Here is an 18,544-nt window from a genome sequence, read left to right as displayed (position 1 = left end):
CCGCCTCGCCGCCCGCGGCGCTACAGGGCGTGGATCTTCTGCAACCGGTTGAGCGAGAACCAGCCGAACGGGATCGGCAGCCAGTACGTGGCGAGCCGGTAGAGCAGCACGGACGAGACTGCGGTCCCGCTGTCCACACCGATCGCGATGAGCCCCGCGGACATCGCCGCCTCGATGCCACCGAGTCCACCGGGGGTCGGGACCGCGGACCCGATGATCGCGCCGGCGAAGTAGACGACGGCGATGGCCGGGATGGAGGTCTCGACCCCGAACGCCCGGGTGGCACACACCAGTGCGGCGACGAAGCTCGCGTCGAGGAGCAGCGCGCCGCCGATCAGCTGGGCCAGCTTGCCCGGCCTCTGGAACACCGCCAGGACCTGAGGGATGGCGGCCTTGATCGGGGGGAGGATCCGGGTGGTGAGGAACCGGCGCACGCGCGGTACGGCCAACAGCCCGAGCAGCAGGATGACGACGATCGGGATCGCCACGACGAGGATCGGCGGCGGGCTGAACGACGCTCGCGGTCCCGTGCCGGCGAGGACGCCCGAGATGAGCAGCAGAATGATGTACGAGCAGAACTGGGCCACCTGGGCGAGGCCCACCCCGGCTCCCGCAACGGCCGGCGGCAGGCCGGACGTCTGCAGGTAGCGGGTGTTCAGGGCGATGTTGCCGACGGCGGCGGGAGCGACGAGGCCGGTGAAGGCGACCGCGAGCTGGGTCATGTAGGTCTTCACGAAGTTCAGATGGATCCGCACCGCGCCGTTCAGCGCGATGGAGGCGCCGGCGAAGGTCAGGATCGCGCAGACGACGCAGCCGAGCGCCCAGCGCCAGTCGGCGGTCTGGATCACCGTGGCGAAGTCGACCTGGGCGATCTGCGGCAGGACGATGTAGGCCGCCACGGCGATGCCGACGAGCATGACGACGCCGCGCAGCGTGAAGCGGCGCAGCTCGACCGGCTCGATCTTCTCGAGCGAGGGCCGCAGTGCGACGACCTCGTCGCGCAGCGTGGACAGGAGGTCCTTGTGCTGCTTGAGCGCCTCCCGGGTGGCCCGGGTCATCGCCACGCGTTGCAGCAGCGGTCCGGCACGGACGACCGCGTCCTCGCCGAGCTCGGCCACCGCCGAGTGCACCGCGCGCTCCGGGCCGATGGACAGCGCGACTGTCGTGATCAGCTGGGCGACGTCGATCCGCAGCGTGACGTCGTCGGCGGCGAGGTCACCGGCGCCCACCCAACGCAGTCCGGCCCGGCCGTCCTCGTCGATCATGACGACGTTGGGTCCGAGGTTGCGGTGCGCGACGCGGCGGCGCTGGAGGGCGCCGACCATCCGCCAGATCTCCGTGACGTCGTCGTCGTCCAGCCGGTCGCCGCGTTCCGCGAGGGACTCCCCCTTCGGCTCGACGTAGGCGATCGCCGCCGCGAACGGCCCGACCTCGCATACCGACACCGGCCGTGGAGCCGGGATCCGCGCCTGCGCGAGCACGAGCCCCATCAGGGTGCGGTGCTCGATCTCGGCGCGGAGCGTCAACGCGGGCGGCCGGGTGAACCCGTTGCGCAGCCGAAGCACCCGCAGGAACCGTCGCCCGGACGCCAGCCCGAAGGTGTCGCGGTCGATGACGTGGACGTCGACGGGGAGGGTGTCCGTGGTCCCGACGTACCGTCGGTCGCCCGAGTCGTTCGCGTCCACCAGCTCCAGCCGGGTCAGCGGTATGCCGGTGGACACCAGGGCCGTGGCCACCTCGGTCCCCGGCGGGCGGGTCGAGGTCGCCCCGAACGCATACCGGAAGGCGAGGCCGATGGCCCAGCCGAGCAGCAGTGAGCCGACGATGGCCGCCGCCGTCACCGAGCCGGACAGGAACCCCGCCACGGCGGACGCCGACAGGACGGTGATCGCCAGCGGCGAGATCCACTTCCGGCCCATGACGTCGGCCACGGTGACCAGCGCCAGGGTCGAGACGATGACGATGTCGAGAGGTGCGGAACGGCCTTCGCTGTTGGCCTTGGTGAGCGTGGCCTGGAGGAAGTCCAGGGGCCCGAAGAGGATGGCCCACACCAGGCCGATGACGAGCGATGCGCCGAAGACGGCCGCACCGAGCGCCTGGACGAGCTGCATCGGCCGCCGCCGCATGATCAGGTCGGTGCCGATGACGAAGGGGAGCAGCACGACGCCGATCGCGCCGAGCCACGTGAGCAGCGTGAGCAGGAGGCGTGGGAGGCCGCTGACCGCGTCGGCGAGGTCCTGCTCGACCGCGCCGCTCGTGCCGACGGCCGCGACCCCGAGAGACTCGCCGCCGATGAGCACGAGCAGGGCCACGACGAGGCGGAACAGGTCCGCCGGCCGGCGGACGCGGTCGGGGATGGGCGGTTCGACCACCTCGACCGTGACCGACCCCTCGGGCTCGGTCACCTCGACGTGCGTGGTCTCCGTGGTCTCCGTGGCCTCCGCCGGCTCCTCCACGTCAGACGTGTCCGCCGGACGGCTCGGCGAGTCGGTGGCCACGGGCTCCATCCTGCCCCAGAAGGCTGAGGAGGGCGGGTATGCGGGCCCGCGCACCCCAGGCACGTTCGGCTGGCATTCAGGGTTCGGTTGGGCCAAGATGCCCACCGTGGACACCGACGACGTCAAACAGGCCGCTGCGAAGGCTGGCGACCACCCGGTCCTCGAGAACGCGGCGCGACTCGGGTACGCCATCAACGGAGTCGTGCATCTGCTCATCGCCTGGCTGGCCCTGCAGGTCGCCTGGGGTGGTGGGGGCGGTTCCGCTGACCAGTCCGGTGCGATGCAGACGTTGGCCGGCAACGACATCGGCCGCGTCCTGCTGTGGGTCGCCGTCCTCGGCTTCCTCGGCCTGGGGCTCTGGCAGGTGACCGAGGTCATCGTGGGCCGCGGCGAGACGTCCGACCGCCTCAAGGCCGCCGCCAAGGCCGTCGTCTACCTGTTCCTCACGTTCAGCTTCTTCTCGTACGCGCGCAGTGGCACCGGGTCGTCCAGCAAGGACCAGAGCGTCGACTTCACCTCCGCCCTGATGGACAAGCCGCTCGGGCGGATCCTCGTCGGCGCGGTCGGTGTCGCCGTCCTCGGGGTCGGGCTCTACCACGTCTACAAGGGCTACAAGAAGAAGTTCCTCGAGGACCTCCGGGAGCACCCGGGGCGGTGGGTCGTGCGCGCCGGTCAGTTCGGCTACATCGCCCGGGGCGTCGCCTTCTCTCTGGTGGGCGTGCTGTTCCTCCTCGCTGCCCTGCGCACCCAGCCGGGTGAGGCGACCGGGCTCGACGGCGCGCTGCGTACCCTCCGGGACGCGCCGTTCGGGCAGTTCCTGCTCACCATCGTCGCGCTCGGGTTCGCCTCGTTCGCGGTCTACCTCTTCGCGCGGTCGAAGTACGCGCGCGTTTGAGCAGCGCGCTCAGGCCTTGCGGCGGCGACGCAGGTAGTTCCAAGCCAGGAACGCGCAGACGATCCCGTTGAGGAACCCGACGAGCACGTCGGTGAGGTGGTGCATGCCGCGGTAGAGCCGCGCGTACGCGACGAGCAGCGGGATCACCAGGCAGATCACCGTGAGCACGTAGCGCAGTCCCTTGTTGGGGATCCGCTGGCACATGGCGGCCAGAGTGAGGTACAGCGCGGTCGAGGCGCCGACGTGGCCGCTCGGGTAGGACGACGTCGGCGGCGCTGGGTCGAGGTGCTCGACCTGGGGCCGGTCACGACCGGTCACGGCGGTCGCGAGGACGAACACGGTGGCCTGGATGGCGATGGCGATCGCCGGGATGATGGCCACCCACCACTGCTTGGTCAGCCACCAGATCAGGGCGACCATGACGACGCAGACCCCGATGACGATCTCGGTGTTCCCGATGTGGGACCAGACCATCGTGACGGCGTCCCATGTCGCAGTCCGGCCGGCCTGCAGGGACTTGTTGATCGAGCTCTCACCCTCGAGCCCGCCGAGCGGGCCCTCGATGAGCTTGCCGATGCCGACGATCACCAGCCAGAGCGCGATCGCGGGAAGCACGGCGCGGACGACGATGTCGCGCAGGGCGCTCCCTACGGTGGGGCGGCTGTCGTCGTCGACGTATCGGGTCAGGAAGGCCATCAGCGCGGAATCTCCTCGGGTTGTTCGACCGACCCGGTATGCGCGTGCGCCCGGTGGGCGTCGGACTCCGCCTCGGCGGCGTCGACGCCCTGGGGGGTCTCCGGCAGGTCGGTGGGATGGACGGGGTTCCAGCCGCGGTAGCCGGCGTAGGACGCCAGCGCCAGACCCGAGCCCACGAGGACGCCCGCGGTGACGTCCGAGGGGAAGTGCACGCCGAGGAAGACCCGGTCGAGCGCAGTGAGGAGCACCACCGCCGCAGCGACGCTGTAGGCGATCACCTTGGCGGCGGTGGACCGCAACAGCGGCCAGATCATGATGACGATCACCGTCGCCGCCGCGGCCGAGTTGGCCGCGTGCCCGGACGGGAAGCTGTAGCCCGGCGCCGACGACACGGGGTCGGTCACGATCGGGCGGGCGCGCTGTACGACGTACTTGAGGTCGAGCGCGATGTTCCAGGCGACCATCATCGTGACGAAGCCCCAGATGGCCCGGCTCTTCAGCTTGTGCTTCCACCAGATCCAGGCGGCGACACCGGTGCCGACCAGGTAGACCCAACGCGGCTGGAGCGCCTCCTGCCACCAGACCAGGACGGTGTAGAGGCCGGGGTTCGCGCGGGTGATGTCGGTGGCCGCGGCGATGGCGTTCTTGTCGAAGGTGATGACGACGTCGACCTGCTCCCGGGCGAGGAGCGCCAGGGCCGTGACGGGGACCGCAGCGGCCACGCCGTTTCCGATCGCGGGGAGGAGGCGGCGCCAGCGGCCCGGTGCGGCGGTGGACCGGGCGGAAACCTCAGCGGACGCGGACAACCAACGCCTTCGGGAGGATGCGGGTGGAGAGGCCGTACTGCTCACCCTTCGGGTCGCCGTCGACCTGCGTCTCGACCGGGGCGCCCGTGGTCACCCGGATCGCCGGCGACGTCATCCGCACGATCTGGCGATGACCACGCCGGTGGCGGCTGGCGAGGTCGGCGGCCACTGCGCCCCAGCCGAACGCTCCCTTCGGGGCGAGGATGACGCCGTCGAGGATTCCGTCGTCGAGCTTTGCGTCGGGCATCAGCTCGACGTTGCCCTGGAGCTTGCCGCAGTTGCCGACGATGACGCTCCGCGCGTGCTGGATCTGCGGGTCGCCGCCGCCGGTCGAGAGCTCGACCATGAAGCCGCGGGTGAACATCCGGCTGATGCCGGCGAAGACGTAGGCCGGCCAACCCAGGACGCCCTTCACCTTCTCGTTCGTGTTGGCCATGACCTCGGCGTCCACGCCGATGCCGGTCATGACGAGGAAGACCTCCTCGTCGTCACGGCGTGGGTCCTCCTCCGTGGGCGGGTCGTCCCCCTTGAGGGGTTCCGCCGACTTGGAGTCCGGGAACAGCGTGACGAGCCCCACGTCGATCCGACGGTCGGTCCCGGTGAGGACGACATCAAGCGCGTCGCCGATCTTCTCGACCGGCAGGTCCAGGTTGCGGGCGAGCAGGTTGCCGGTCCCCCCGGGGAGCAGTCCCATCGGGGTGTCGGTCCCCACCAGCGCGGTCGCGACGGCCCGAACCGTCCCGTCACCGCCGAGCGGGCAGACGATGTCCACGCCCGCCTCGAGGGCTTCGTGGGCCTGTCCGACGCCAGGGTCCTCCTCGGTCGTCTCGACGAAGACCGGCTCGCCCCAGCCGTGGTCGGCGCAGACCTTGGCGATCTGCTCCTTGACGTCGGCGAGGTCGTCGAACTTGATGGGGTTGACGACGACTCCGAGACGGCGCGAGGGGTTCACGCCCGTGACCCTATCGAGGCGCGGACTTTCGCACCCGTCGAGCGGCCATCAGGGGCGCCGGGGCTGGGTGACCTCAGCCCGAGGTCGTGTGACGGTCGGCCACCTCGAGCGCACGGTCGAGGATGGCGACCCCCTGGTGAATCTCGTCAGCCGTGACGACGCAGGGCGGACAGACGTGGGTCCGGTTCATGTGGATGAACGGCCACAGCCCCGCCGCCTTGCACGCCGTGCCGAACTCGGCCATCGGCGCCGCGGCCGCGCCACTCGCGTTGAACGGCACCAGAGGCTCACGCGTCGACCGGTCGCGGATCAGCTCCAGCGCCCAGAACACCCCGAGTCCGCGGACCTCACCGACGCTCGGGTGCCGGTCGGCCAGGTCGCGCAGCGCCGGGCCGATCACCGTCTCGCCGAGCTCACGCACGTGCTCGAGGATCCCCTCCTCCCGGAAGATCCGGATCGACGCCACCGCCGCCGCACAGGCCAGCGGATGCCCGGAGTAGGTCAACCCGCCGGGGAACGCGAGGTCCTCGAACGTCGCCGCGACCGCCGGGGACAGCACGACGCCGCCCAGCGGCACGTATCCCGAGTTCACGCCCTTGGCGAAGCACACGAGGTCAGGCTGCACCCTCCATCGGTCGACCGCGAACCACTCGCCGCACCGGCCGAACCCGGCCATCACCTCGTCGGCGATGTAGAGGATCCCGAGCTCGTCGCACAACGCGCGCACCCCGGCGAGGTATCCGTCCGGCGGCACGAGGATCCCGTTGGTGCCCACCACGGTCTCGAGGATCACCGCAGCGACGGTATGCGCGCCCTCCGCGACGATCGTGTCGCGCAGGTGCTGCAGCGCGCGATCGCACTCCTCCGCCTCGGTGGTCGCATGGAACGGCGAACGGTAGAGGTTCGGACCCCAGAACCGGGCGACCCCCGGCATACCCGGTTCGGTCGCCCACCGTCGCGGCTCGCCGGTCAGCGCCGCGGCCCCCGCTGTCGACCCGTGGTAGCTGCGGTAGGCCGCGAGGATCTTGTGTCGCCCGGTGTGCACGCGGGCCATCCGGATGGCCATCTCGTTGGCTTCGGCGCCGCCGCTGGTGAAGAAGACCATGTCGAGGTCGCCGGGCGCGAGCTCGGCGATCAGCCGCGCCGCCTCGGACCGCGCGTCGTTGGCGAACGCCGGCGACACGCTGACCATCCGCCCGGCCTGCTCCTGGATGGCCGCTACGAGCCGCGGGTGCTGGTACCCGATGTTGACGTTGACCAGCTGGCTGGAGAAGTCGAGGTAGCGGCGCCCGTTCGGGTCCCAGAACCACGCGCCTTCACCGCCGGCGATCGGCATGGCGTCGATGTGCCCCTGGGCGGCCCACGAGTGGAGCACGTGCGCCATGTCGTTCTTGCGCACCGTCTCCTCGTCGGTGGGGAACGACAGCAGTCCGGCCTCGTCGAGCATCGACATGCACAGACCCTAGGGCTCCCGGCGCCACTCCGCATACCCTAGGGGGGTATAGTTTCGGTATGCCCGAAGCACCTTCCCAGGAGCGTTCTGTCGACCTCGTCATCGGGGGGATGACCTGTGCGTCGTGCGCAGCACGGGTGGAGAAGAAGCTCAACCGGCTCGACGGCGTCACCGCCACGGTGAACTACGCGACCGAGAAGGCGCACGTCGTGGCGACCGCGGCGGTGTCCGACCACGACCTCGTCAAGCGGGTCGGCGAGACCGGCTACAGCGCCCGCGTGGCGACCCGGGCCGCACCCCCGGCCACGGACGAGACCGGCTCGCTGCGCCGCCGCCTCATGGTCTCGCTGGGCCTCACGGTCCCGGTGGTCGCCATGGCGATGGTGCCGGCCCTCCAGGTCGACTACTGGCAGTGGGTCTCGTTGGTCCTGGCCACGCCCGTCGTGCTCTGGGGCGGCTGGCCGTTCCACCGCGCCGCCTGGACCAACCTGCAGCACCGCGCGACGACGATGGACACGCTCATCTCGGTCGGGACCCTGGCCGCATACGGCTGGTCGCTCTACGCGCTGCTGTTCGGGAGCGCCGGCGAGATCGGCATGCGGCACGCGTTCGAGCTCACCGTCCAGCGCGGCGAGGGATCGTCGTACGTCTACTTCGAGGCCGCAGCGGGCGTGACGACGTTCATCCTCGCCGGTCGCTACCTCGAGTCCCGTTCGAAGCGGCAGGCGGGGGCGGCGCTCCGGGCCCTGCTCGAGCTGGGCGCGAAGTCGGTCTCGGTGCTGCGACGCGGGCCCGACGGCGACGTCGAGTCGCGGACGCCCGCGGAGGCCCTCGCGGTCGGGATGCGGTTCGTGGTCCGGCCGGGCGAGAAGGTGGCCACCGACGGGGTGATCGAGTCCGGGCGCTCAGCGGTCGATGCGTCATTGGTGACCGGCGAGTCGGTTCCCGCGGAGGTCGGTCCGGGCGACCCCGTCGTCGGCTCGACGGTCAACACCAGCGGACGGCTGGTGGTGCGCGCGACCCGGGTCGGCGCCGACACCCAGCTGGCTCAGATGGCCCGTCTCGTCGAGGACGCCCAGAACGGCAAGGCCGACGTCCAACGTCTCGCCGACCGGGTGTCCGGGGTGTTCGTGCCCGTCGTCCTCGTTCTCGCACTGGCCGTGCTCGCGGTGTGGGTGCTGCTGGGCTACGGCCTGGCTGCCGGGCTCACCGCCGCGGTCGCCGTCCTCATCATCGCCTGCCCCTGCGCTCTCGGCCTGGCCACGCCCACGGCGCTGATGGTCGGCACCGGTCGGGGCGCCCAGCTCGGTATCCTCATCCGCGGCCCGGAGGTGCTCGAACAGACGCGCACCGTCGACACGATCCTGCTCGACAAGACCGGCACCGTCACGACCGGGATGATGGCGGTCGTCGAGGTCGTCGCGGCCGCCGGAGAGTCCGCCGAGGAGGTCCTGCGCGTCGCCGGGGCGCTCGAGAACGGCTCCGAGCACCCGATCGCTCGAGCTGTTTCCGCCGAGGCGCTTCGTCGCTGTGGGTCGCTCGCGACCGTCGATGACTTCGGCAACGACCAGGGGCTGGGCGTGCACGGCGTCGTCGAGGGTCGGGCCGTGCTCGTCGGTCGACCGGAACTCCTGGCCGACTGGTCCGTCGAGCTCTCGGACGACCTGGCCGATGCTCTGGACCGCCTGCGCCAGCACGGTTCCACCGTCGTCGCCGTGGCGTGGGACGGCCGCGCCCGAGGCCTGGTCGCCGTGGCCGACAGCGTTCGGGAGACCTCGGCGGCGGCCGTCGAGCGGCTCCGAGCGCTCGGCCTGCGACCGGTGCTCCTCACCGGCGACCACCTCTCGGTGGCTCGCACCGTGGCGAAGCAGGTCGGTCTGGACGTCGAGCGCGGCGAGGTGGTCACCGACGTCCTGCCGCAGGAGAAGGTCGCCGTCGTGCGCCGCCTCCAGGAGGAGGGACGCGTCGTGGCGATGGTGGGCGACGGGGTGAACGACGCCGCCGCTCTCGCCACCGCCGACCTCGGCATCGCCATGGGGGCCGGGAGCGACGTCGCGATCCTCGCGAGCGACCTCACTCTCGTTCGCAACGACCTGCTCGTGGCGGCGGCCGCGATCCGGCTGTCCCGGCGGACGCTGGCCGTCATCAAGGGCAACCTGTTCTGGGCTTTCGCCTACAACGTCGCCGCGATCCCGCTCGCCGCTCTCGGCCTGCTCAACCCGATGCTGGCCGGGGCGGCCATGGCCCTGTCCTCGCTGTTCGTCGTCACCAACAGCCTGCGGCTGCGGTCCTTCCGCTGAGGCCCTCCGATGCTCTCGCCGCCTCCCCGCCGATATCTCCGCACGTGATGCCGTGTTTCTCGACATGTCGGACATCGACCGTCGAAGGTCATTACGTGCGGAGCTGTGGACAGGTCATCCCGTGCGGAGGTGCCGGCGCAGCGGGGCGTGGGTCAGCCGGCGGCGACGGTGGGCGCGGCTCCGGCCCGGATCGCTGACGTCAGCGCCGCGGCGGGAGCGGCCGGCGCCTGCGGGTTGGTGAGCAGCACGAGGTCGAGGTTCGGCAGCTTGGGCAGCCTGCTCGCGGCCGGGACCTCGACGAGGTCACCCGGCGTCAGGGTCTTGGCCATGACCGCGATCCCCAGGCCCGCCCGAACCGCCGCGAGCACACCGTTCACCCCTCGTACCGTGCACGTGATCCGGCTCGGTCGGCCGGCGTCCTGGAGGGCCTGGGTCGCCACGGAACGGCTCAGGCTGGGCGCCTGGTAGACGACGAGTGGCACCGGTTCGTCCACCTCGACGCGGGTGCCCTCGGCCGCCACCCAGACCAGCCGGTCGCGCCGGACCAGCTGGCCGATGGACAGGGTCGGGGTGTCGGGGCTCTTCTTGACGAACGCCACGTCGAGGTGACCGGACTCGATACGGCGGAGGAGCAGCTCGTTCTGGAGGACGGTCAGCTCGATGTCGACGCGCGGGTTGAGCTGCCGGAACGTCCGCAGGATCCGGGGCAACGCCGTGAGGGCGAGGTCGTCGGTCACCCCGAACCGCAGCCGCCCCTCGACCTGCGACCCGTTGAAGTGGCTCTCCGCGCGTCGGTGCGCCGCGAGGATCTCCACCGCGTAGCCCGCGAGCGCCTCGCCGTCGGCGGTGAGCGCCACGGTCCGGGTGTCGCGGACGAACAGCTGCCGCCCGACCGCGTCCTCCAGCCGGCGCACGTGCTGGCTGACGGTCGACTGACGCAGGTCGAGCGACGCCGCTGCCCGGGTGAAGCTCAGCGACTGGGCGACGGCCAGGAAGGTCCGCAGCAGGTCCGGTTCGTACATCAGGGCCTCCTCAAAATGTGACTCATCATGAGACATGATCAGACTAATAGTTTGATCAAGTTGGATGATGAGCGGTCGGCAGTCGAGACTGGACGGGACACGACGCATACCTGACGAGAACCGAAACCAGGACGACTTGACCGCGCAGGCCCCGACCCCAGTCCACGACACCGATGAAACCCCCGCCCCTCAGGACCGACAGCCTCCGACCCGAACCTTCGCCGCCCTGGGCAACCGCAACTTCCGGTTGTTCCTGGCCGGCCTCTTCGTCAGCGGCACGGGGGCCTGGGTCCAGCGCATCGCCCAGGACTGGCTGGTCCTGACCCTGACCGACAGCCCGGCGGCCGTCGGTCTCACGACGGCCTTCCAGTTCCTGCCGACGCTGCTCTTCGGACTCCACGCGGGGGTGCTCGCCGACCGCTTCGACAAGCGTCGCATCCTCCAGGTCACCCAGGCCAGCATGGCCATGATGGCCGCCCTGCTCGCGGTCCTGACCCTCACCGGAGCGGTGCAGACCTGGCACGTCTACGTCTTGGCTGCGGCCCTCGGCGTGGCCGCGGCCCTCGACAACCCGGTGCGGCAGTCGTTCGTCACCGAGATCGTCGGGGTGACCCATGTGCGCAGCGCGATCAGCATGGTGTCGTCCACGTTCCAGCTGGGGGCGATGCTCGGACCCGTACTGAGCGGCGTCCTCGTCGGCGTCGTGGGGCCCGGCTGGGCGTTCGCGATCAACGCCGTCACCTACCTGGGCCCGCTCGCCGCGCTGGCCATGATGCGACTTCCGGCCCGCGCACCGAAGGACGGTCCGAGCGCCTCGACGTCCGGGCTGCGGGACGGCCTGCGGTATGCGCTGTCGCACCCGACGGTGCTCTGGCCGACGGTGATGGTCGGCACCTTCGGGTTCTTCACCGTCAGCCTGCCGGTCACGCTCGCCGCGTTCGCCAAGAACGACTTCCACTCCGGGGCCATGGGCGCCGGAGTCCTCAACGGTGCGGCCGCCGCCGGCGCCCTGGGCGGCGCGCTGCTGACGGCACGTCGGCGCAGCCCGCTGCGGCTACGGACGCTCCTGACCGCGGCGGCCCTCCTGGCGATGGCCCATGTCGTCGCGTCGTTCGGCTCGACGCAGGTCTCGCTGACCGTGCTGATCGTCCTGGTGGGCGCCGCGAACCTTGCCCTGATCACCTCGGCGCAGTCGATGGTGCAGCTGACCGTCCCGGAACACCTGCGCGGCCGGGTCGTCGCGATCTACCTGCTCGCGTTCATGGGCAGCGGCGCGATCGGCGGCCCGGTCGTGGGCTACATCGACGAACATCTCGGGGCGCGCTTCGGCCTGCTGCTGGCCGGGCTGGTTCCCGCCCTGGTGACCGCGCTCGTCGCGCGGCACCTCGCCCACCGCGCGTCGGTGCGGATCGGGCTGACCCGGACGACCGTGCAGTTCACCCGCCCCGCGCTCGTGGCCCGCGACCGGTAGCCCAGGCTCAGCCTTCGGGGTAGCCCGAGTCGAGGCAGAGGATGTTGCCCTCGCTGTCCTTGAACCACGCCGCCTGGCCCATGGCGCCCAAGCTGGCGACGCCCTCGTCCCACTCGACGCCTGGCATGTCGTAGGTCTCGAACGCGACGCCCTTCGCCTGCAGCGCCCGCGTCTCGGCGACGACGTCGTCGACATGGAGCTGGGCGATGGTGTGGCCGGCCTGGCCGGCGAACTCGGTCTGGTAGACGCTGAACATCGTCCCGCCGTCGGTGCGGTAGATGAGCATTGCGCCTTCGGGGACCTCCATGGCCGGGGTCAGACCGAGGGTGTCGGCGTAGAAGGCCCGAGCCCGGTCGAGGTCGGCGGCCGGGATGTTGGCGGTGACGGATGCGCTGTTGAGCATGGTGATGACCTCCTGAGGTCGGATCGTCGCTGGACCGCCCCCGCGGTTCCACTGTCCCACCGGGCCCGGTCGCGCACCGCCGATTCCCAGGGAGAACTCAGGGCCGGGTGCCGATCACCACGACGACGCCGGAGTCCGGTGCACGGCTGACGACAACGTCGACGAACCCGGAATCCGCGACCTCCTGCACCAGCGCCTCGGGCGACCGGTCGGGTACGCCCCAGAGTCCGTGGACCGCGCGGGCCAACGAGAGGCTCTGCGTGGACGAGCCGTGCGGGTCCGACTCGGCGACCGAGGGGTCCCCCAGCAGCGGCGCCAGGAGCATGCCGCCCGGCCGGAGAGCCTGGTATGCGGTCGCCAGGGTTCCCGCGCGGCTCGCCGCGGGGAAGAAGAACTGGCTCCAGAACGCCACGTCGAAGGGGCCGTCGAGCCGGACCGTGACGGCGTCGGCGCAGAGCACCTCGAACCGGTCCGCCACCCCCAGAGCGGCCGCGCGGCGCTCCGCCTCCGCCGCCAGGTCCGGCGCCGGCTCGACCCCCACGGCGCTGAGGGTCGGGAAGGCCTGGAGGACACAGAGGATCCGGCCGGCCACGCCGCAGCCGAGCTCGAGATGACGGTCCCCGTCGTGCAACCGGCCCCGCACGGCGTCCGGGACGCCCGCGCCGCCCCGCATCGCCGCGACGATCCCCGGCGAGAACGGGTCGGGTGACACCGCCGATGCATACGCGAGACGGTCCCCGGAGGACAGCCCGGCGAACCCCGAGCCGCCGGACAGGTCCCCCAGCGTCTGCGCGCCGACGTCGCCGAGCCGAAGGGCCGACGCCAGCGGGGCGAACGCCGCCGGACCGGTCAGGGCCGCCCACGCGGGGGTGAGCCGCACGCCCGATCCGTCGGCCTCGGCGACGTCGCCGGCGATGAGGGCTGCGCACACATCGCGCACCCGGTCCTCGCCCAGTCCGGTCGCCAGCGCCAGGTCGGCCACCGTCGTCGTGCTGTGCATCGCCCGGAGCAGCTCGGCCCCGTCGGCGCCCTCGACGAGCGCGAGGAGCATCCGGGCGTTCAGCAGCGGGTCGAGGACCTGCTCCGACGCCTCGAACCACGACAGCGGCTCCGCCGCGTCACCTGAGGTCATGTCCATGGCTCATGATGGCGTTCGCCACACCGACCGGCCCGACGAAGGAGTGCTCATGGTCGACCTCGCCCTCAGCGACGACGAGAAGGAGATCCGTTCCTGGGTCCGCACCTTCGTGACCAAGGAGCTCCTCCCCCTCGAGCCCGACGCGCTCGCCCGTGAGCGCCGGGGCGAGCGGGGCCTCCCCCTCGACGAGCTGCGGCGCCTGCAGGGCCTCGCGAAGCAGGCCGGGTTCTTCGGGATCCAGACGCCCGAGGCATACGGCGGGATGGGCCTGTCAGCCGTGATGACGGCACTGGTCGAGATCGAGCTGGGCCGCAGCTTCCTCCAGTTCGCTTTCGCGGGCGCCGCCGACAACATCCTGTACGACGCGAACGAGGCCCAGCAGGAGGCCTACCTGCGTCCGACGATTTCCGGTGAGCGGAAGTCGTGCTTCGCGATCACCGAGCCCGGCGCGGGGTCGGACGCGCGGGCGATCCGGACGAGCGCCCGACGCGAGGGTGATGAATGGGTGATCAACGGCGAGAAGACGTTCATTACCGGTGGCAACGAGGCCGACTACGTCATGGTCTTCGCCGTCACCGACAAGGCGAAGGGCGCCGACGGCGGCGTCACGTGTTTCCTCGTCGACCGCGACCGCGGGTGGACCTCCGCGCCGATCGACACCATGGGGGAATGGGGGCCTGCTTCGTTGGTGTTCAAGGACGTTCGCGTCCCGCACGACCACATCCTCGGCGAGGAGGGCAAAGGGTTCTCGCTGGCCATGAAGTGGATCGGTCGCGGCCGCTACCTGCTCCCGGCGCGGGCCCTCGGCGCGTGCGAGCGGCTGGTCGAGATGGCCATGGAGCACGCCCACAACCGGACCACCTTCGGGGAGCCGATCGCCAACCGGCAGGCTATCCAGTGGATGATCGCGGACTCGGCCACCGAGATCGAGGCGCTCCGCTGGCTGGTGCTCACGGCCGCGTGGCAGGTGGACCAGGGGATGGATTCGCGCCAGTCGCAGTCGATGGCGAAGCTCTACGGCGGCGTCAAGGCCAACGAGATCGTCGACCGGGTGCTGCAGATCCACGGCGGGATGGGCTACACCCGTGAGCTGCCGATCGAGCGGTGGTACCGCGAGCTGCGACTGCTGCGGATCTACGAGGGCACCGACGAGATCCAGCGGCGGACGATCGCGCGGAACCTGCTCAAGGGCCACGCCTCAGTCCGCGGGCACCTGGGCTGAGCAGCAGCCTCGCCCTCTCCGCCGGTCCGGGTGATAGCGGTCGGATTCCCACCGTCATCACCCGGATCCGTCGGCCCTTGACCACGCATCCCTTGCCGACCTTGACGTAGCCCGATGCTGAACCGCTCCGGCGCGCGGCCGCGCGCCTCGTCCGGGCCCATGCCGTGGCCGGTCTGGTGGTTCTGACGTGGCGTGTTCGTCGATTCACGCTGACGAGTACTTCCATTTCGGCACGTACTTCCGTCAGGCGGCGAAACCCGTCGCCCTCAAGTACGCCTGCCAGTCCGGCGCGATGTCCGGCGGCACCCGCTCGCCGGGGGCCATGACGTGCAGGCGGTTCGAGAGCAGGACCGCCACCGAGCGGGCGGCCGGGTCGACGAGGAGCCTCGCCCCCGTGAAGCCCGGATGCCCGTATGCGGGTCCGCTCGCCGCGGGCTGCCACCAGAACCCGACGGCTTGGCCGTCCGCGCCGGGCGTGAGGAACGCCTCGAGGACCGTGCGGGACCAGACCGGTGACTCGTCGAGGAGGGCAGTACCGAACCGGGTGAGGTCGTCGAGCGTCGAGAAGAGGCCGGCGTGACCGGAGATCCCGTGCATGGCGTGGAAGGCGTTCCCGTCACTGACCTCGCCCCGCACCCAGTCCCTTCGGAAGCGAGGTGGCACAGTGCGATCCATGGTCACCGGGTACGGCTCACCGTCGCGGATCATCGCCCGCTCGATGTCGTCACCGTGCCCGTAGGCCACCGCGGCCGCCGGCTCGACCGGGCCGTACCCCGTCGACGTCATCCCCAGCGGTTCCGTTACCAGCCGATGGACCGCGCCATCGAGGCGCTCTCCGGTCACGCGCTCGACGACGGCCCCGGTGATGATGAGCCCGAGGTCGGAGTAGTGACGTCCCTCCCGCACGGCGTACCGGAGGGGAAGTGACGTGGCAACGGCCACCGCCTCCTCGCGGGTCCGCGAGGCGAGGTACAGCGGCTGCCACTCGACCAGGCCGGCGGTATGCGTGAGCAGGTGTCGCAGGGTGATGTCCGGGTGCGACGACGGCAGGTACACCGACAGCGGGTCGTCGACGCGCAGCTCGCCCGCGGTGACGAGCGCCATGATCGAGGCGGTCGTGGCGACAGCCTTGGTGCAGGAGGCGATGTCGAACCGCGCTGTCTCCCACAGGGACTCGCGCGGTCCCGAACGGTTCGACGCGTCGCCGAGGACCGATCGGTGAACGACGTCACCGTCCCGGAGCACCTGCGCGGCGACACCCGCATACCGGTGCTCGTCGATGCCGCGTTGCAGGACGTCGTCGGGAGTGGTCACCCGGACGACGCTATCGACGCCGGCCAGGGACTCCGCGTCAGGCCAGGCCGGGGATCAGCGTGACCTTGGTCGACTCCGTGCCGCTCGCCACGAGGTCGAGGCCCTCCTGGAACTTGGACAACGGCAGCTGGTGGCTGCAGATCTCGTCGAGCGGGAGCCGGCCCGACTCGATGAGCCGGATGGCCGCGGGCCAGCAGTTCGGGCCCAGGTGGGCACCGCGTACGTCGAGCTCCTTGTCGTCGCTGATGATGCTCCAGTCGACGGTGACGTCCTCCTTGAACACGGAGTACTCGACGAACCGGCCGAGCTTCCGCAGCATGTTGAGGCCCTGGAGGACGGCGGGCGGGGCACCGGTGCCCTCGAGGTACACGTCGCAGCCGTAGCCGCCCGTCATCTCCTTGACCCTGGCGACCGCGTCCTCCTCGGCGATGTTGATCGCCACGGTCGCGCCGGTCTTGACGGCCAGGTCGAGCTTTCGCCGGTCCATGTCGAGCGCCACGAGAGCCTGCGGGAACTTCGCCGCGGCCCCCGCGATCATGCTCAGGCCGATCGGTCCGCAGCCCGCGACGACGACGGTGTCGGCGAAGCCGATCGTGGCCCGCTCGACCGCGTGCAGCGCGCAGGACAGCGGCTCGGCGAACGCCGCGTGCGCCGGCGGGATGTCCTTGCTGATCGTGTGGACCAGCGAGGCCGTGGACAGGACCATGAACTCCTCCATGCCGCCCGGGTTGGCGCGCTTGAAGCCGTACATGTTGTGCACCTGGCACATGTGGTAGTTCCCGGTGTCGCAGTACCGGCAGCTCCAGCACGGCACGATCTGCTCCACGACGACCCGGTCGCCGACGTCGACGCCCCAGTGCTGACGCGCCTCCTCGTCCAGCTCCACGACCCGTCCGGCGATCTCGTGACCGGGTACCGCCTCGGTCTCCGCCCAGGCGGGACGGTTGGCGTCACCCCAGAACTTCGCGGCGCCGTGGTAGCACTTGAGGTCGCTGGCACATATCCCCACCGCCTCGACCCGGACGAGGATCTCGCCCGGTCCGCGGGTGGGCACCGGGATGGTCTCCAGCCGGTAGTCCCGCGGCCCGTGGCAGACGACGGCCTGCATCGTGTCGCTCACGCGCGCCACGGTAGCCCGCTCGGCCAAGATGGGCGATATGCGCGTCATCGGCCTGATCTCTGGAACCTCCCACGACGGTGTCGACGGATGCCACGTCGAGTTCGAACAGAGCGGGACCAGGATCGAGGCGACGATCGTCGGCTCCGACGTGGTCCCGTACCCTCCCGAGCTCCGTGAGCGCATCGCTGAAGCGCTGCCGCCGAACCCCACCACCGTGGCCGAGATCTGTGCGCTCGACGTGCTCATCGGTGAGCACTTCGCCCGCGTAGCCATGGATCTCGACGCGGACGGCTGTGACCTCGTGAGCTCCCACGGGCAGACCGTCTTCCACTGGGTCGAGGACGGGCACGCTCGGGGTGGCCTGCAGCTCGGCAACCTCTCGCCGCTCGCCGAGTCGACCGGCCGCCCGGTCCTTACCGACCATCGAGCGGCCGACATCGCCGCCGGCGGCCAGGGCGCCCCGCTCGTCCCGGCCCTCGACGTGCTGCTCCTCGCCGGACGACCACGCAGTGCCGCGCTCAACCTCGGCGGCATCTCCAACATGACGGTGGTCGACCCGGAGGCCGACCCCTACGCGTACGACCTCGGGCCGGCCAACGCCCTCGTGGACGCCGCCGTGGTCCGGATGACCGGCGGCGCCGAGCGGTACGACCGGGAGGGCCGGTATGCGTCACAGGGCCGGGTCGACGAGGACCTCCTCGCCGACCTGCTCGCCGAGCCGTACTACGCCTGGCCCGCCCCGAAGTCCACGGGGAAGGAGCTCTTCCACGAGGCGTACCTCGACCCGTACCGGTCCCGGCACCCGGGCGTCGACGGGGTGGACCTGGTCGCCACGCTGACCGAGCTGAGCGCCCGCGTCGTCGGCGGCGAGCTGGCCTCCGCAGGTGTGACCGAGGTGTTCGCCTCGGGAGGTGGAACCTCGAACCCGGTTCTGATGCGTCGGATACAGGCTTCGGCCGGGACGGTTCGCGTCGGCACGATCGACGAGCTCGGCGTCCCGTCGGACGTGAAGGAGGCGTTAGCCTTCGCTCTCATCGGCTACCTCACCGCCCACGAGCTGCCCGGCAACGTGCCGTCCTGCACCGGAGCCGACGGCCCCCGGGTCCTCGGCCGGCTCGGACCGGTGACGGCTCGCATACCCGTCGGTGAGGTCCCGGCACCCACCCGGCTGGTGGTCCTCTGACCGGTCCGTCGTAGCCTCGCCGGACAGAGGGTTCCGCTCCCCCGCTCGTCTGCGACAAGGTGGGGACGAGG

Annotated in this window: 15 protein-coding genes; 5 read left to right on the top strand and 10 right to left on the bottom strand. The window is 71.0% G+C overall.

Annotation, left to right across the window (positions count from 1 at the left end):
• Positions 1–20: 20 nt before the first annotated feature.
• On the bottom strand, positions 21–2,405 hold the full coding sequence (locus VIG79_RS01920; protein WP_331881415.1) for a lysylphosphatidylglycerol synthase transmembrane domain-containing protein: 2,385 nt from the start codon (positions 2,403–2,405) through the stop codon (positions 21–23).
• Between VIG79_RS01920 and VIG79_RS01915 the strand changes: the two genes are divergently transcribed.
• Positions 2,380–3,393 (top strand): DUF1206 domain-containing protein, encoded by a 1,014-nt coding sequence (locus VIG79_RS01915; RefSeq protein WP_331881413.1) that lies wholly within the window; start codon positions 2,380–2,382, stop codon positions 3,391–3,393. The genes VIG79_RS01920 and VIG79_RS01915 overlap by 26 nt on opposite strands.
• Before the next feature lie 9 nt (positions 3,394–3,402).
• Here the strand turns inward: VIG79_RS01915 and VIG79_RS01910 are convergent, their stop codons facing one another.
• From VIG79_RS01910 to VIG79_RS01895, 4 genes are all read right to left on the bottom strand, one after another.
• Positions 3,403–4,089 (bottom strand): phosphatase PAP2 family protein, encoded by a 687-nt coding sequence (locus VIG79_RS01910; RefSeq protein ID WP_331881411.1) that lies wholly within the window; start codon positions 4,087–4,089, stop codon positions 3,403–3,405.
• On the bottom strand, positions 4,089–4,811 hold the full coding sequence (locus tag VIG79_RS01905) for a phosphatase PAP2 family protein (protein ID WP_331881409.1): 723 nt from the start codon (positions 4,809–4,811) through the stop codon (positions 4,089–4,091). Before VIG79_RS01905 ends, VIG79_RS01910 begins: the two co-directional genes overlap by 1 nt.
• Before the next feature lie 67 nt (positions 4,812–4,878).
• Positions 4,879–5,847 (bottom strand): diacylglycerol/lipid kinase family protein, encoded by a 969-nt coding sequence (locus VIG79_RS01900; protein WP_331881407.1) that lies wholly within the window; start codon positions 5,845–5,847, stop codon positions 4,879–4,881.
• Between the two features lie 73 nt (positions 5,848–5,920).
• Complete coding sequence (locus tag VIG79_RS01895) at positions 5,921–7,300, bottom strand: aspartate aminotransferase family protein (RefSeq protein WP_331881405.1); 1,380 nt, start codon at positions 7,298–7,300, stop codon at positions 5,921–5,923.
• 59 nt (positions 7,301–7,359) lie between these two features.
• Here VIG79_RS01895 and VIG79_RS01890 point away from each other — a divergent pair, with 59 nt between their 5' ends.
• The gene (locus VIG79_RS01890) at positions 7,360–9,600 is read left to right on the top strand and encodes a heavy metal translocating P-type ATPase (RefSeq protein ID WP_331881403.1); all 2,241 of its coding nucleotides are present in this window, start codon (positions 7,360–7,362) and stop codon (positions 9,598–9,600) included.
• 152 nt (positions 9,601–9,752) lie between these two features.
• On the opposite strand, the gene VIG79_RS01885 is transcribed toward VIG79_RS01890, so the two are convergent.
• Positions 9,753–10,622, bottom strand: coding sequence for a LysR substrate-binding domain-containing protein (locus VIG79_RS01885; RefSeq protein WP_331881401.1), 870 nt, complete (start codon positions 10,620–10,622; stop codon positions 9,753–9,755).
• 136 nt (positions 10,623–10,758) lie between these two features.
• On the opposite strand from VIG79_RS01885, the gene VIG79_RS01880 reads away from it, so the two are divergent.
• Entirely contained in the window at positions 10,759–12,093 is a 1,335-nt protein-coding gene (locus VIG79_RS01880; protein ID WP_331881398.1) for an MFS transporter, read from the top strand.
• A 7-nt stretch (positions 12,094–12,100) separates the two neighbouring features.
• On the opposite strand, the gene VIG79_RS01875 is transcribed toward VIG79_RS01880, so the two are convergent.
• Positions 12,101–12,496: a VOC family protein gene (locus VIG79_RS01875; protein ID WP_331881396.1), complete on the bottom strand. Its 396-nt coding sequence runs from the start codon at positions 12,494–12,496 to the stop codon at positions 12,101–12,103.
• 97 nt (positions 12,497–12,593) lie between these two features.
• Positions 12,594–13,634: a class I SAM-dependent methyltransferase gene (locus VIG79_RS01870; RefSeq protein WP_331881395.1), complete on the bottom strand. Its 1,041-nt coding sequence runs from the start codon at positions 13,632–13,634 to the stop codon at positions 12,594–12,596.
• Between VIG79_RS01870 and VIG79_RS01865 the strand changes: the two genes are divergently transcribed.
• The gene (locus tag VIG79_RS01865; RefSeq protein ID WP_331881393.1) at positions 13,633–14,856 is read left to right on the top strand and encodes an acyl-CoA dehydrogenase family protein; all 1,224 of its coding nucleotides are present in this window, start codon (positions 13,633–13,635) and stop codon (positions 14,854–14,856) included. The genes VIG79_RS01870 and VIG79_RS01865 overlap by 2 nt on opposite strands.
• A gap of 243 nt (positions 14,857–15,099) precedes the next feature.
• Here VIG79_RS01865 and VIG79_RS01860 read toward each other — a convergent pair whose 3' ends face one another.
• Complete coding sequence (locus tag VIG79_RS01860) at positions 15,100–16,170, bottom strand: serine hydrolase domain-containing protein (RefSeq protein WP_331881392.1); 1,071 nt, start codon at positions 16,168–16,170, stop codon at positions 15,100–15,102.
• Between the two features lie 37 nt (positions 16,171–16,207).
• Positions 16,208–17,290, bottom strand: a complete 1,083-nt coding sequence (locus tag VIG79_RS01855) for an alcohol dehydrogenase catalytic domain-containing protein (protein ID WP_331881391.1) — start codon at positions 17,288–17,290, stop codon at positions 16,208–16,210.
• Here VIG79_RS01855 and VIG79_RS01850 point away from each other — a divergent pair.
• The gene (locus VIG79_RS01850) at positions 17,280–18,473 is read left to right on the top strand and encodes an anhydro-N-acetylmuramic acid kinase (protein WP_331881389.1); all 1,194 of its coding nucleotides are present in this window, start codon (positions 17,280–17,282) and stop codon (positions 18,471–18,473) included. The two genes, VIG79_RS01855 and VIG79_RS01850, sit on opposite strands and share 11 nt — an antisense overlap.
• The last annotated feature ends 71 nt before the right edge of the window (positions 18,474–18,544 follow it).

It is taken from the genome of Lapillicoccus sp. (genome assembly GCF_036559105.1).
Taxonomy (GTDB): domain Bacteria; phylum Actinomycetota; class Actinomycetes; order Actinomycetales; family Dermatophilaceae; genus Lapillicoccus.
This window is presented reverse-complemented; position numbering and strand designations above follow the sequence as displayed.